Genomic DNA, 13,962 nt, shown 5'->3' on the forward strand with positions numbered 1-13,962 from the left:
CGACCTTGCCGCTCGGGGCAAGGCCTTGCCACCCATCAGCCCGGATGCCCGTCGACCCGCGCCGTCCAGAACATCGCCGCATAGTGGCGCAGGAACAGACCGAAGGCCAGGCACCAGCACAGCGCCGCCAGCCACAGGCCACTGACCGCAAAGGCTGCCAGCGCGACCCGACTCAGGGCCGCCAGCTGCAGCAGGGCGAAGGCCCAGCTCATCGCCGGCGGCGGCAGCAGCGGCCGTCCGGTATGGCCGAGGCTGACCCGCGCCAGCATGGCCAGGATCAGCCCGCCCATCGCCCCGACCGCCAGCGCATGGCTGGCCAGGCTCGACTGCGTCAGCCAGCCCAGGTGCCAGGCGCCCATGCCAAGCGCGGCGATGGCCAGCCAGGCATAGGCCAGGTGCAGCGACCACAGCAGCGGCACGCGCCAGATGCCGCGTGCCCGCCAATGCCACAAGCGCAAGCCGTGCAGCACAGCCACGGCGAGGAACAGCGGCGCCAGCCAGGGGCTGGGCAGTTGGCCAAGGCCAGCGGCAATGGTCGCGGCTATCGCCAACGAGCAGCCCAGCAGACTCCACATCAGCCAGGGCCGCGCCGGCGCCTGGCTGGCCAGCCCCAGCCCGCGTGCGGTGAAGAAGGGAATCACCCGCCCGCCGATGATCGCCATCAGCGCCGCCACCAGCCACAGCGCGGCCAGCACGCCGCGCCGCTGCAGGTTATCGTCGACCAGCTGCAGGCCATACAGGTTCAACGCCTGGCAGGCACCGAGTAGCGCCAGCACCAGCACGACCGGAGCGTTATGCCATTGCCGGGACCGCAGGATCAGCCGACCGAAGGCCAGCAGCAGGGCCAGGGCGAAGGCCAGTTCGAGCGCCGCCAGCGCAGCCAGCGGCACGGGCAGGAACCAGGCCAGGCGCCCCGCCAGCCACAGGCCGAACAACGCCATCAGCGGTCGACCGGAGAGGCTGGGCAGGCCGGTCCAGGTCTGCACGGCGGTGAGCAAGAAGCCGGCAATGATCGCCAGGCCGAAGCCGAACGGCATCTCGTGGCGGTGCCAGGCCAGCCAGCCACCGAGCGGCTGCGGGGCCAGCCAGCCATTCAGTGCCGCCACCCAGGCGGCCATGGCCAACAGGGCGAACAGCGCCCCGCCGAGAAAGAACGGACGAAAGCCCAGACGCCAGAGCGGCGCGATGGCCAGGGCCTGGCTGCGCTCAAGCACTTGCACAGCAACGCTCCCAGCCAGCCTTGCGTTGCAGGTGCTGGGCCAGCAACCGCATCACATAACCGATCTTCAGCAGACTGGGGCCGAGAATCACCGCCGAATGCGCCGCCACCTGGGTACCGATGCTCAGCCGGCTGTCCAGGCCGTAAGCGACCACGACGCCGACCAGCAGCAGGGCCAGCCCAGCCAGCAGCAATTGGGTGGATACCCGCAGAAGGTTCTTCGGACAGCTCAGGTACTCGATCATGGCGGCATCTCCTTGAACTAACACAGAGGGAAGCCCCCTCTCGCTCAAGCACCATCAGGAAGCATGCCAAAATTTATTTGTTATAGATCAACAACATAGGAAGATATTGTCTTAACGACAACCAACACTCTAAGGTCATAAAGACAGCAAGTTGTGTAAATAACAACGCTAGATAGACAGAGCCGCCCCCTGCTTATCCCCCTCGGAGAGCAGTCCTTTTTCCTTGAGGAACGTCTGTATCTCCAAGCTCAACGCCTGCAGGTGCGCGTCGATCAGGCGCATGGCCTCAGGGCTGGAGACCCCATCCTCACCTGCATCAAGCGGTACCGGGACGTTCATGCTGAAACCATAGGCGCCGACATACTGCATTCTCGAGAGGTCGACCAACTCGACCTGTCCGCGCAGCAGCGCTCTCGGCACCTCGCACTCTTGATAGGTTCGATCGCACTTCAAGTAGTAGCCATAAGTGTTGAGAATGCGCCGATCGGAGCCCTCCTTGGAATCCTCATCAGCAACCATCGGCAACTGACGCAGCAAAACCAGATATTGATAGCCTGCCGCTTTCAGTGCGTCGTATTCGAGGCCGAATGCCTGTCGCAGGTTGTCCTCCAGCGAGGGGCTCGCAAATGCCAGCATGGTCGGGTTGGTCATGGCTCTGGGCAATGTGATGTAGCCCTCAACGCTACCGCCCTGCAATTGGCGCTTCATCGCCAGCCCAAGGCCTGCTATCGGGCGAACCTGATAGCGCCCAGCATCACTGGCCAGGCTCGATAGGAGCGGCTTGCCGAGCTTGTCGACTAGATTCCATCCCGGCTGCTTGGCCGTTTTGATGTTCTCGTGCATGAAAGCATTGCCAATCCATACGGTGTGACTGTGCTGATCGAAGTCGACCATCAGCGCAACTTTACTGCCGACGGGTGGGGATACGGTCTGTAGCGCACGACTGGCGGAAGAGGAACAGCCCGCAACAAGCATGGCCAGCGCGGATAGGATTAATAGACTACGAGCGAGCATTTTCAGTCCTTGAAAAAGGGAGCTATCACAGGGGGGTCGCGACTATACAACTAGGCCAGAGACCCGCCCATCCCCCAATTCAAAGGTAAACACCCGCTGTAAACACCGCCGATCTGCCATATCGCCACACTTTGCGTTAGGCTCTGCCGCCTATTCAACAGGAGGACACCCCATGCCCCGCGCCAGCGCCCGCCACATCCTGGTTTCCAGCGAAGCCAAGTGCAACGAACTGAAAGCCGCCATCGAAGCCGGCGCCGACTTCGCCCAGGTGGCCAAGGACAACTCCAGCTGCCCGTCCAGCCGCGACGGCGGCAACCTCGGCTCCTTCGGCCCCGGCCAGATGGTTCGCGAATTCGATCAGGTGGTATTCAGCGCTCCGGTCGGCGTAGTCCAGGGTCCGGTGAAGACCCAGTTCGGCTACCACCTGGTGGAAGTCACCAGCCGCCAGGACTGATCCTGCGGACAAATAAAAACGCCGGCGAATGCCGGCGTTTTTCATGGTGCGGAAATCAGGCGTTGCGCAGTTGCTGCTCGGCCAGGAAATCCTCTTCCAGCAGTTGGTCCTGGGCGGCGGCATCACCTGCCTCGACGCCATCGCGGTGGCTCGGTCCACGCTTGTTGCGCAGCTTGCCGAGCTGGTGATCGAGTGCATGCCCGAGCTTCTCGATGGCGCCATCGAGGGCAAACTCCAAGGACTCGGCCTTGTGGGTCACGGACAGCGGCTGCAACCCCTTGGGCCGCACCTCGATCTGGCAGCGCTTGTCCTGGGCACCGGCCTTGCTGCCGTTCTCGTCGTTGAAATGCACGACGACGCGAGTCAGTTCCTCGTCGTAGCGCTCCAGTTGGCTGCCGAGGGTAGCGCTGACCCAGCTGGCGAGACGGGCGCTGCCGTCGATATGGTTATCACTGTGAACCTGGATTTGCATAAAGCCTTCCTTATTCAACTTCAACCATGCGTCGCACTGAGCGACGACTTCAGCCTACGCCATTCGGCGGCCCATGGGGCACTCTGTTGCACCAGGAAACACTCTTTGCTGACCTGGGTCACGCGCGTAACGACCGCCTCGCGCCAGCTCTGGACTTTCTCGCCGGCTGGCACCTAGCATGGGCCAGATGGATGCCCGCGCGGGCTCGTTCAACACCAAGGAAGGCTGATGGAAAACCTCTACCGCACCCCGCAAGCACAACTCGTCGACGCCCCACTGGCCGGCGCCGAGGGTCACTTCTTCACCACCTCCATTCGCAAGATGAGCATCCTGTTCATCGCCACCATGGGCCTGTACATCCTCTACTGGGGCTACAAGCAGTGGGACAGCCAGCGCAGCCGCATGCTGCCGAAGAAGATCATGCCGGTGTGGCGCTCGATCTTTTCCATCTTCTACATGCACAGCCTGTCCGGCCTGATCGACGAGCAACTGCGCCAGCAGGGCAAGCCTCTGCTGGGCTCCGGCCCGGCCACGCTCTACGTGGTAGTGGCCGTCGGCAGCGCGGTGCTCGGCCAGGTGAGTTCACGCATCGAGGAGCTGCCGGTACTGCTCGACGTGTTCCTGATGCTGCTGCAGCTGTGCATTCTGCTGCCGATGATCAGCATCCAGCGCCAGGCCAACCTGGCCAGCCAGGACCCGCAAGGCAGCGGCAATGCACAGATGTCGGGAGCCAACATCGGCTTCATCGTCGCCGGCGTGCTGTTCTGGTGCCTCTATCTGGGCAGCATCGCCACCCTGCTGATCCTTGGCGTACCGGCCTGAATCAGAAACGACAATAAGGGCGGACGCCTATTGATCGGCATCCGCCAGTTCAGCCACTAGCACCGGCATTTCGGCGGTACTCGCCAGCCCAGAGCGCCCCTCCTGCGGGGGCTCCACGCACCCCGCTGTCAGGATTACCTCGCATGGATCGCCAACCCCGCTCGCTTATCAAGATCATCCTCTCCCTGCTGGCGTTTAGCGCCGCCTGCGTCATCGGCCTGGGGTTCTGGACGGCATTGCCGGCGTTCAACGATCTGTTCGCCGCCTTCGGCGCCGATCTGCCGGGGCCCACCCGCTGGGTGATGGAGAATCCCGACGGCGTGCTGCTGCTCCTGCGCAGCCTGCTGATTCACAACCTGGTCTGGCTGGTCGTCTGGCTCTGCGTACGCCAGCGCTGGGTCGGCCTGCTGCTGAGCCTGGCCACGCTGCTGGTATGGCTGGCGCTGGCAATGCTGGTCGGTGCCGCCTATCTGCCGATCTTCACGATGAGCGTCGTGGTCAGCTGAGGCGCATTGCCACGGCGGGCCATCGGCGGGATGCCGAGGCCGAAGCAACCCGTTAGAATCTGCCTCCTGAATTCGCCCCGCCCTGCGGGGCGCCGTCCCCCTCAGCCTGCGAGAACACCCCATGGGCGCCCAGTGGAAAGCCAAACCCAAAGAAGCAGCAGCCAACGCCAGAGGCAAGATCTTCGGCCGTCTGGTCAAGGAAATCATGGTCGCCGCGCGCAACGGTGCTGACCCGGACACCAACGCCAAGCTGCGTGTGGCCGTGCATGCGGCCAAGAAGGCTTCGATGCCCAAGGACACCCTGGAGCGGGCGATCAAGAAAGGCGCCGGCCTCTCCGGCGAGGTAGTCAACTACGAACGCACCCAGTACGAGGGCTTCGCCCCGCACCAGGTGCCGGTGATCGTCGAGTGCCTGACCGACAACGTGAACCGCACCGTGGCCGAGATCCGCGTGCTGTTCCGCAAGGGCCAGATGGGCGCCGCCGGCTCGGTGAGCTGGGACTTCAACCATGTCGGCATGATCGAAGCCTCCTCCGACACCGGTGCCGATCCGGAGCTGGCCGCCATCGAAGCCGGCGCCCAGGACTTCGAGCCGTCCGATGAAGGCAACACCCTGTTCGTCACCGACCTGACCGACCTCGACGCCGTGTGCAAGGCCCTGCCGGAACAGGGTTTCACCGTCAACTCGGCGAAGATCGGCTACATGCCGAAGAACCCGGTCAGCAACCTGACGCCCGAGCAGCTGGAAGAAGTCGAAGCCTTCCTCGAAGCGCTCGACAACCACGACGACGTACAGAACGTCTACGTCGGCCTGAGCGGCTGACGCCGCGCGTGAGCCGCAGCCAGTTCCACCAACAGCACGCCGCACGCGCCGAGGCCGAAGCCCGGCGCCTGCTGGATCAGCGCGCCAGCCTCGGCGCGCGCTGGTTGGACTGGGTGGCCGCCGAGCTGTACCAGCTGACCCCGCCCGAATTCGCCGCCATGGTGCGCCGCGAACTGCAGCGCCTGAACACCCCATAACCCGACTGACCATCGCGCGGCCGCCTGCTGCTGGCACGCCCTCGAGCCCCCCCGATACCGCCGATCTGGCCCACTGCTGCGCCGGCCTGTATTGCCGCGCCTGCGCCGCCGAACGGGGCTATGCTGCAATTAATGTACAGCGCAGGCTGGCTCAGCCTGGGAGGTGGTGATGACCGACGAGAACTGCCGTTGCTAACGACTCGCCATTTCCGGAGGAATGCACCATGAGCAAAGGTCTGGACCGACACAAGGAGGCGAAGAAGAAGCCCCTGAAACTGCCGAAGAAAAACGCATGGCCAAGCGCAACAGGAAGTCCGGCAATACCCTGCTGGGCAGCCATGCGCCGAATGCCTAAGCCACTCGCACCCGGCATCGCCGGGTGCCCACCCGCCACCTTGATCCAGAGCAAGACGGCCCCGCCGCCATGCTCTAGGATCGCCGGCAAAACATAACGACAGCGCCCTGCGTGCAGACCCAGCCATCAACGGAGGTTTGCATGAGCACCACTTCATCCACCATCTGCGCCGCCGCCGACGCCCTGCAGGGCCTGGTCGGCTACAACGCCAAAAGCGGCCACCATATCGTCCGTTTCAGTGAGGACTCCTTCGGCCTGGACGTCACCGAAGACAGTATCCAGCCCTGTGCCGAATTCGTCTGGCAGCCCCTCAAAGGCGCCCTGATGACCCTTAGCCGCGAGCGTCTGGGCCTGCTTCTGGAGCAGCGCATCGACGAGCGCCTGAACATCACCGAGCCCCTGCGCCTGTACCTGAAGCGCCACGACCTGCCGGAGATCATTGCCGAGCGGCGCAAGACCTGAGGACGACACGACTGGCATAATGCGCGCACCAACCTGATGCGTCTGCGCGCATCCCTACCGAATGGAAAGGATTGCCATCGATGTTCCCGCGGCACCTGCTGCTGGCCCTGCTACTGATCGCCTCGCCAGTCCTGGCCGCGGACGATGTCATGCGTTACCCCCGCGCGCCGGCCGGCGACGAATTCCGCCCACTCTACCCACTGGCCCTGTTGCAGCTGGCGCTGGACAAGGCCGCCAGTGACCTGCGCCTGGAGCCATCGGACTACCACATGGAGCAACAGCGCGCCCTGCTCAGCCTGGAGCGCGGCGAGGCAGTGGACGTGGTGTGGACCATGACCAGCATCGAGCGCGAGCAGCGCCTGCTGCCGGTGCGCATCCCCCTGGACAAGGGCCTGTATGGCTGGCGCATCGCCCTGCTACGCGCTGATCGGGCGCAGCTGCTGCGCGATGTGCACACGCTCGAAGACCTGCGCCGGCTGCGCGCCGGCCAAGGCCACGACTGGCCGGACACCGCCATCCTGCGGCACCAGGGCCTGCCGGTGGAAACCAGCTCCAGCTATGACAGCCTGTTCCTGATGCTGCGCGCCGAGCGCTTCGACTACTTTCCGAGAGCCGTGCTGGAAGCCAACGCCGAGTTGCAGCACATGCACATCGACGACCTGACACTGGACCGCCACCTGGTCCTGCACTACCCCACCGCGCTGTATTTCTTCTTCTCGCCACAGAAGCCGCAACTGGCGGACACGGTGCGCCAGGGGCTGGAACTGGCGCTGGCAGACGGCTCCTTCGACCGCCTGTTCCAGCAACACCACGCCGACGACCTCCGGCGCGCCAGGCTGGACCAGCGGCGCATCATCGAACTCGACAACCCGCTGCTGCCACCGCACACGCCGTTGCAACGGCGCGAGCTGTGGTATCACCCCTAGTTGGCCGGCAAGGTGCCTTTCAGGGCGTTGCGACTGTGCGCGCCGAAGTGGCGGAACAGCTCGACCAGCAGCTGCTCCAGCGCCGGATCGGGCATGACCGGCTGTAGCTGGTTGCTCTCGCTGAAGCCCTTGCCCGCCGCAACCTTGTGCGTCGCGACCCGTGCCATCCACTCGCCGATCAGCGCATCGAACGGATCGGCGCGGGCATGCGACTCGGCCGCCACCACCTGGGCCGCGTAGTCCACGTCGAAGGGCGGATAGTCAGCGTCCTGTTGCCGTTCGCCATAAGCCGCCAGCAGCGGATGGTCTAGCTCGCCCGCGAGGATCAGCGCCTGCATGCGATCGAACTGATACTGCTCGATGGCGGTGTGGCGGTCGGCCACGCGCTGGATAGCGGCTTCGCGATCTTCCGGGTACCCCGCCTCGGCCTTGGCCGCGATCAGCACCATGCCGCTGGTACCCACGCCCGGCAGCACGCTGGCGTGATACGGCTGGGTGAGGTCCTGCAGGTAGTGCATGGCCCAGCCGAGGAAACGATAGCCCCAGTAGGGATGGCCGCTGGCAAAGGCCAGGCGGGCCAGGCCGCTGTACTGATAGACACGCCAGTGCGGCAGCGTCTGCCCCAGGTAGGGCGCGGCGGCAAAGATCAGCGCCGACTCGTGGTAGTAGCCAATGTGGAACGGCGCCTGCGAGGAATACTCGAAGCGCGCATCGCCGAACGGCTGCGGGCCGAAGTTGTAGCGCTGCCCGGTATCCCCCGGATTGTCGCTGAACAGGTTGATGTCATGGCCGTAGTCCGGCTCGTCCGCCGCGCTGGCCAGCACCTGCAGCGCCTCCACCCGCTCGCCGTCGCGCAGCGCCAGGTAGCGCCAGTGCGTCCAGGGGCCGACCTTGTGGAACACCAATACGTCTTCGCCCTTGAGCAGCGAACGGCCGCCGCCCTCCTGCCCCGGCAGTTGCTGGATGAAGCTGGCCAGCTTGATCTGCGGGTTGATGCGCAGGGCCTGGAGGAACGCGGCGCGCCGATCGCCCTCACCAGCAGCCTGCCAGCGCAGCTCGTCCGGGCGCGCCGGGTAGTAGGAAAAGTGCTCACGGGCATAGCGCTCCTGCTCGTCCAGCAGTCGCTCGATGGCAGGCGCCTGGTCGGCGAGGAAGGCCTCCAGCGGCTCCACCTGTACCTCCTGGCGCAGCGCGGACTCCTCGCGCAGGGCCAGCAGGCTGCCCAGCGAATGGTTGGACCAGGCCAGGGCGTGCGTGGACAGGCTGGCCAGCAGGCCGGCACAGGACAGCAGAACGAGTGACTTCACGGCTACTCCGATGCGTGAGGCTAGACGGGCAAGGCTAACCTCGGCAGCCGCCCGAGGCACTGTCGGGCTACGCCAGCGGCACTCACCGATCAGGCATCAGAGCAGGAAGGCGGCCGCGGCTCCGGCAATCACCAATAGCACCGCGAGCGCCAGGCCGATGCCCAGGGCAGAGCCCGCGGGTTTGGCCGCGGGTGCCGGAGCAGCCTGGGCCTGAGCCGCCGCGCGCAACGGATTGACCGTCGGCGCCGCGCCGCTGGCCGGCCTGGGTTTGGCCTGCGGCTTGGGCAGGTCGACGGCACGCACGAACACGGTGGCGTCCTCGTTCTCGTCCGCCGCCTCCTCCTGGGCCTCGACCTTGGGCCCGATCACCAGCAGCACCACCGAGCCCATGCGCACCTGATCACCGGGCTTGAGCACTGCCGCAGCGGTTTTCTCGCCGTTGACCTGCACGCCATTGGCCGATGCCAGGTCCTTGACCTCCAGCACCTCGTCGCGCAGGAAGAACTCGCAGTGGCGGCGCGACAGCTGGGCGTCGCTGAAGCACAGCTCGCACTTGACCGAACGACCGAAGGTCATCGAGCCGCTGACATGGAACTTCTTGCCCTCGTGCTCGCCCTGGATCACCTGGAGGAACCAGCGCTGGCCGGCTTCGGCGCGCGGTGCGGCCTTGCCCGAGTCGGTCAGCTGCAACTCCACCTCGCCCAGGCGCAGACAGTCGCCCGAACGCAGCTGGTAACGGCTGGCGATGCGCTCGTCGTTGACGAAGGTGCCCAGCTCGCTGTCGCAGTCGCTGATGTAGTAGAGGCCGTTGTCCTGGCGAATCTCGGCGTGAAAAGCGCTGATCCCCGCATCGGCCAGGATCAGGTTGTTGCGCTTGTCCTGGCCCAGGGTGAAACGTTCCTCGACCAGCCAGATGGGGGCCTGGCGACTGTCCTTGAAATGCAGCTTGAGCATGGGTGCGGGTCCTACTGACCGAAGATGTTGTTCCAGGCACGTTTGATCGGATTGCTGCTGCGTTCGCGCTCCTCGCGCGCGGCGCGATCGGCGGCGGCGCGGGCATTGGCGGCCCGGGCGTCGGCCAGCAGCTGCTGGTGTTCGCCCTGCATCTGCAGCAGTTCCGGGTTCTGCGGCTCGGCCTGCAGGCCGCGCTCGATCATGGCCAGGGCGGCCGGGAAGTCGCTGCGCCGATAGGCGGCATTGGCCAGGTCACGGTACAGCAGGGCCACGCGATTGAGGCCGGCCAGGGCCTCGGCGTTGTCCGGCGACCAGCCGAGGATCTGCCGGTAGTAGTACACCGCGCTGTCCTCCTCGGGCAGCAGCAGGCGCTTGTCGGCGATGCTCTGCTCGGCCAGCGCCAGGTAGCGGGCAATGCGCGCCTGCAGCACCCTGTTCAGCCCTTCGAGGGCGCCAGGGTGCTGCGGGTCGATGGCCAGGGCCTGGCGGTAATAGAAGTCGGCGTTGTCTTCGCTCGGCTCGGTCAGCAGACCGTCGGCCAGGCGCTGCTCGGCCAGGTCGGTAAAGACCTTGATGCGCGCCTCGCGAATGCGTTGCAGGCCGGCCAGCGCCTCGCTGCTGTCGTCATCGATGGCGAGGATCTGGTTGAAGTAATGCTCGGCGCTGTCCTGCTCCGGCTCGATCAACTGGCCGGCGGCGAAGCGCTGCTCGGCCTGGAGCAGCAGCGCCTCGATCTGCCGCTGCTGCTGAATGTACAAGCCGGCGGACGTCAGGGTGCCGATCAGCACCAGCACGCTGAGCACCACCAGCAGCGGCATGGCCGAGCGACGCTGGCGCGGCACGGGCGCTGCAACCGGCGCGGCAGGTTCGGGCAGCGCCAGCGCCGGACGGATCTGGGTCTCTTCCAGATCGCTCAGCTCCACCTCGTCCAGCGCGGCAAGCAGCGCACGGCAGTCGACGAAGCGCTCGTCCGGCTTCTTCGCCAGCATACGCGCCAGCACGCTGCGGAAGGCGCCGAGGCTGTCCGGCAGCGGCGGCTCCATCTGCACATGGTTGACCACGGTCTGGGTGTAGTTGCCGCCGCGGAACGGATTGCTGCCGGTGAGCATCTCTAGCAGGATCACACCCAGGCTGTAGATGTCGCTGCGCGCATCCAGCGGCTGGCACTGGGCTTGCTCGGGGCTGCTGTAGGCCGGGCTGCCGACGGCCACGCCGAACTGGGTCAGCTCGCTGTCGATGTCCAGGTCCTTGGCCACGCCGAAGTCGGTGAGTACCGCAGTGCCATCGCCACGGAACAGCACATTGGCCGGCTTCACGTCGCGATGCACCAGGCCCTTGTCATGCACCACGGCCAGGCCGCTGGCGACCTGGCGCACGATCTGCAGGGCGCGCTCGGGGGCGAAAAGCTCGCCCTTGTGCCGCGCCAGGTCGCCGCCGGGGAGGAACTCCATCGCCAGGTAGTAGCGGCCGTCGGCCAGGCGGTCGATGTCATAGATGGTGATGATCGACGGGTGGTTGAGCGAGGCGACGATGTGCGCTTCCTTGATGAAGCGCTGGCTGAAGGTCTCGTCTTCGGCGCTGCGCAGCACCTTGATCGCCACCTTGCGGCTCAATGACTCCTGGGTGGCCAGGAATACCTCGGCCATGCCGCCCTTGCCCAGCTGGCCGTGAACCCGGTAGCCGGGGATTTCAAGCAGAGTGGTGCTCATGGATGTGCGTCGATCATTCAGTGCTTGCGGGAATGGAGCCAACGGCTGAGGAAGTTGCGCGGCCTGGCGTCGATCTCCGTCGATTCCGCCATGCTACGACCCAGCACGATGCAGGAGATATTGTCCTTGCCGCCCAGCCGATTGGCCAGCCCTATCAGCTCGTCGACCAGCTCATCGAGGGTGGCGGCACCGGCACAGACTTCCTGGATCTGCTCGTCGGTCAACTCGCCGGTCAGGCCGTCGCTGCACAGCAGCAGCAGTTCGCCGGGCGCCAGGCTGCCCTGCACACGCCCGACCTCGAGCTCCTGCTCGCCCTGCCCCAGGCACTGGGTCACGATGTTGCGCCGCGGATGCTGGCGTGCTTCGGCGAGGCTCAGCTCGCCCGCATCGATCATCGCCTGCACCCAGCTGTGGTCGCGGGTAAGGCGCTCAATGCCGTCCAGGCTGATGCGGTAGGCACGGCTATCGCCGATCCAGGCCACCTCGTAGTCGGCGTCGACGAAACGCACGGCCACCACGGTACTGCCCATGCGCCGGCCATCCTCCTCCTGCACCGCCGCGAGGATCGCCTGGTGCGCTGCGTGGATGGAGGATTCAAGACCGCTACCGGCGACGACGGACTGGCGCAACGTGTCCAGGGCCAGGGCACTGGCGACTTCACCACACTCATGCCCGCCCATACCATCGGCCACTGCCCACAGGCCGAGCTCGGGGAGGCAGAGCACGGCGTCTTCGTTATGCCCACGAACCCGGCCCGCGACGCTCTGCGCCGCGAACCCCAGGGACTGCATCGACATGGCTGCTGCTTACCTTATGAATCTGCACTGCCGTGCATGATGCTGCGCCAAGCCCCGGCTGTCAGCCCGAAGCGCGCGAACTGTTAAACAGTCGTCAGCGGCGGCGCTGCACCTCATAGCCACTCTGCCCCGGATAACGCTGCACCTCGATGCCGCCCGGATACTCGGTGCTCTGGCGGATACCGTCGCTCTGGCGCACGCTGGAACCGCCGTGGATCTGCACCTCGCGACTGCCATATCCCTGAATGGGAACGGCGTGGCCGCCATACAGGTCATGGCGCTGGCTGTAACTGGAGCCGCTGACACTGCCGGAAGCGCCGGGGCTGACGTACTCGATGGGCACGGGCCGCGAGCGCGGCGGCTCGTTCGCCAGGACCTGGCTGCCGCACAGGGTGGCCAGCAACAGCAACGGATAGCGCATAACGACTGTCTCTTCGAACATTCAGGCCATCGATGCTACGCCTGGCGCCAGCGCCCTGCCATGCTTGGCACGGGGCGCCGAGCCGGTATGATGCGGCTCTTTTTGGGATGCCGTATCCATGCCCAAGCTCCTCGCCTTGCTGCTGCTCTGCTGCGTCGCCCTACCGACGCTCGCCGAACCGCCACGCACCTTCGCCGAAGCCAAGAAGATCGCCTGGTCGCTCTATGCCCAGCAGTCGGTGGAGTTCTACTGCGGCTGCCGCTACAACGGCAATCGGGTCGACCTGAAGAGCTGCGGCTACCAGCCACGCAAGAACCCGCAACGCGCGGCGCGCATCGAGTGGGAGCATCTGGTACCGGCGTGGGTCATCGGCCATCAGCTCCGCTGCTGGCAGCAGGGCGGCCGCAAGCAGTGTGCACGCAGCGACGAAACCTTCCGCCGCGCCGAGGCGGACCTGTTCAATCTGGTGCCCAGCATCGGCGAGATCAACGGTGATCGCAGCAACCTGTCCTTCGCCTGGCTGCCCCAGCCGCCCACTCAGTACGGTGCCTGCCCGATGGTGGTCGACTTCAAGGCCGGCAAGGCGATGCCAAGGCCCAAGGTACGCGGGATGATCGCCCGCACCTACTTCTACATGAGCCAGCGTTACGGCCTGCGCCTGTCCAAGCAGGAGCGCCGTCTGTTCGAAGCCTGGAGCAGGCATTACCCGGTGGAATCCTGGGAGCGCCAGCGCAACCAGCGCATCGCCTGCGTCATGGGCTGGGGCAACCCTTTCGTCGGCTCCGTCGATCTGCGCAGCTGCGCCGGGTCATTTACCGGAAAAGGCAAAAATGATTAGGTGTTTTGGCACTTTGCCTGTAGGGTAGCGAGTACTGTGCTGCATGTGTCACCGCAAATCGACCGGTTTAGATTTCGGTCCAACCTCCCTCGGTTTCTTTACTCTTTGCACTCAGTCATGGCCTGGGCTGTTCCAGCGCTGTGTTCACTTTGTTCAAGGAGAAATCCCATGTCCGTACGTCAAACTGGCACCGTCAAGTGGTTCAACGATGAGAAAGGCTTCGGCTTCATCACTCCGGAAAGCGGCGCCGACCTGTTCGTGCACTACCGCTCCATCCAGAGCGCCGGCTTCAAAAGCCTGAAGGAAGGCCAGCAGGTCTCCTTCATCGCCGTACAAGGCCAGAAAGGCATGCAAGCCGACGAAGTCCAGGTCATCTAAGACCTGCACTGCGCCGCAAGGAACCGGCCTCAGGGCCGGTTTTTTTATCCCTGCAAGATAGAG

Annotated in this window: 18 protein-coding genes; 9 read left to right on the forward strand and 9 right to left on the reverse strand. The window is 65.2% G+C overall.

From position 1 onward, the window contains the following. Nucleotides 1–35: 35 nt before the first annotated feature. The 3 genes from PA6_RS02255 to PA6_RS02265 all read right to left on the reverse strand — a co-directional run bounded on the left by PA6_RS02255 (nt 36) and on the right by PA6_RS02265 (nt 2,478). A complete protein-coding gene (locus tag PA6_RS02255) occupies nt 36–1,220 on the reverse strand; it encodes an NnrS family protein (protein WP_043216174.1) in 1,185 nt (394 codons plus the stop codon). Continuing rightward, the gene (locus PA6_RS02260) at nt 1,207–1,464 is read right to left on the reverse strand and encodes a hypothetical protein (protein WP_021699247.1); all 258 of its coding nucleotides are present in this window, start codon (nt 1,462–1,464) and stop codon (nt 1,207–1,209) included. Before PA6_RS02260 ends, PA6_RS02255 begins: the two co-directional genes overlap by 14 nt. A gap of 168 nt (nt 1,465–1,632) precedes the next feature. Continuing rightward, a complete protein-coding gene (locus PA6_RS02265) occupies nt 1,633–2,478 on the reverse strand; it encodes a hypothetical protein (protein ID WP_021699248.1) in 846 nt (281 codons plus the stop codon). 172 nt (nt 2,479–2,650) lie between these two features. Here PA6_RS02265 and PA6_RS02270 point away from each other — a divergent pair, with 172 nt between their 5' ends. Next, entirely contained in the window at nt 2,651–2,932 is a 282-nt protein-coding gene (locus PA6_RS02270; protein ID WP_021699249.1) for a peptidylprolyl isomerase, read from the forward strand. Nucleotides 2,933–2,987: 55 nt separating this feature from the next. Here the strand turns inward: PA6_RS02270 and PA6_RS02275 are convergent, their stop codons facing one another. Further along, the gene (locus tag PA6_RS02275) at nt 2,988–3,404 is read right to left on the reverse strand and encodes an HPF/RaiA family ribosome-associated protein (protein WP_021699250.1); all 417 of its coding nucleotides are present in this window, start codon (nt 3,402–3,404) and stop codon (nt 2,988–2,990) included. A gap of 228 nt (nt 3,405–3,632) precedes the next feature. Between PA6_RS02275 and PA6_RS02280 the strand changes: the two genes are divergently transcribed. The 6 genes from PA6_RS02280 to PA6_RS02305 all read left to right on the forward strand — a co-directional run bounded on the left by PA6_RS02280 (nt 3,633) and on the right by PA6_RS02305 (nt 7,495). Next, nucleotides 3,633–4,226, forward strand: coding sequence for a hypothetical protein (locus PA6_RS02280; RefSeq protein ID WP_021699251.1), 594 nt, complete (start codon nt 3,633–3,635; stop codon nt 4,224–4,226). 143 nt (nt 4,227–4,369) lie between these two features. Further along, nucleotides 4,370–4,732: a hypothetical protein gene (locus PA6_RS02285; RefSeq protein ID WP_021699252.1), complete on the forward strand. Its 363-nt coding sequence runs from the start codon at nt 4,370–4,372 to the stop codon at nt 4,730–4,732. A 121-nt stretch (nt 4,733–4,853) separates the two neighbouring features. Then, complete coding sequence (locus tag PA6_RS02290) at nt 4,854–5,555, forward strand: YebC/PmpR family DNA-binding transcriptional regulator (RefSeq protein ID WP_021699253.1); 702 nt, start codon at nt 4,854–4,856, stop codon at nt 5,553–5,555. A gap of 8 nt (nt 5,556–5,563) precedes the next feature. Continuing rightward, nucleotides 5,564–5,752 (forward strand): hypothetical protein, encoded by a 189-nt coding sequence (locus PA6_RS02295; protein ID WP_021699254.1) that lies wholly within the window; start codon nt 5,564–5,566, stop codon nt 5,750–5,752. Between the two features lie 496 nt (nt 5,753–6,248). Next, entirely contained in the window at nt 6,249–6,569 is a 321-nt protein-coding gene (locus PA6_RS02300; protein WP_021699255.1) for a DUF2025 family protein, read from the forward strand. Nucleotides 6,570–6,649: 80 nt separating this feature from the next. Further along, entirely contained in the window at nt 6,650–7,495 is an 846-nt protein-coding gene (locus tag PA6_RS02305) for a substrate-binding periplasmic protein (protein ID WP_021699256.1), read from the forward strand. Here the strand turns inward: PA6_RS02305 and PA6_RS02310 are convergent. The 5 genes from PA6_RS02310 to PA6_RS02330 form a co-directional block, all read right to left on the reverse strand. Then, the gene (locus PA6_RS02310) at nt 7,492–8,802 is read right to left on the reverse strand and encodes a phospholipase C/P1 nuclease family protein (protein WP_021699257.1); all 1,311 of its coding nucleotides are present in this window, start codon (nt 8,800–8,802) and stop codon (nt 7,492–7,494) included. The two genes, PA6_RS02305 and PA6_RS02310, sit on opposite strands and share 4 nt — an antisense overlap. A gap of 96 nt (nt 8,803–8,898) precedes the next feature. Beyond that, nucleotides 8,899–9,756, reverse strand: coding sequence for an FHA domain-containing protein (locus PA6_RS02315; protein WP_021699258.1), 858 nt, complete (start codon nt 9,754–9,756; stop codon nt 8,899–8,901). 11 nt (nt 9,757–9,767) lie between these two features. Continuing rightward, nucleotides 9,768–11,465, reverse strand: coding sequence for a serine/threonine-protein kinase (locus tag PA6_RS02320; RefSeq protein WP_021699259.1), 1,698 nt, complete (start codon nt 11,463–11,465; stop codon nt 9,768–9,770). Between the two features lie 17 nt (nt 11,466–11,482). Continuing rightward, nucleotides 11,483–12,262 carry a PP2C family protein-serine/threonine phosphatase gene (locus tag PA6_RS02325; protein WP_043216178.1) on the reverse strand — a complete coding sequence of 260 codons (780 nt, stop codon included), beginning with the start codon at nt 12,260–12,262 and terminating at the stop codon, nt 11,483–11,485. Between the two features lie 94 nt (nt 12,263–12,356). Next, nucleotides 12,357–12,704, reverse strand: a complete 348-nt coding sequence (locus PA6_RS02330) for a hypothetical protein (protein WP_043216179.1) — start codon at nt 12,702–12,704, stop codon at nt 12,357–12,359. A gap of 97 nt (nt 12,705–12,801) precedes the next feature. Here PA6_RS02330 and PA6_RS02335 point away from each other — a divergent pair, with 97 nt between their 5' ends. Both PA6_RS02335 and PA6_RS02340 read left to right on the forward strand, forming a co-directional pair. Beyond that, nucleotides 12,802–13,521 carry an endonuclease gene (locus PA6_RS02335; protein WP_021699262.1) on the forward strand — a complete coding sequence of 240 codons (720 nt, stop codon included), beginning with the start codon at nt 12,802–12,804 and terminating at the stop codon, nt 13,519–13,521. A gap of 168 nt (nt 13,522–13,689) precedes the next feature. After that, entirely contained in the window at nt 13,690–13,899 is a 210-nt protein-coding gene (locus tag PA6_RS02340) for a cold-shock protein (RefSeq protein ID WP_021699263.1), read from the forward strand. Nucleotides 13,900–13,962: the final 63 nt, after the last annotated feature.

Source organism: Aquipseudomonas alcaligenes NBRC 14159, from assembly GCF_000467105.1.
GTDB lineage: Bacteria > Pseudomonadota > Gammaproteobacteria > Pseudomonadales > Pseudomonadaceae > Aquipseudomonas > Aquipseudomonas alcaligenes.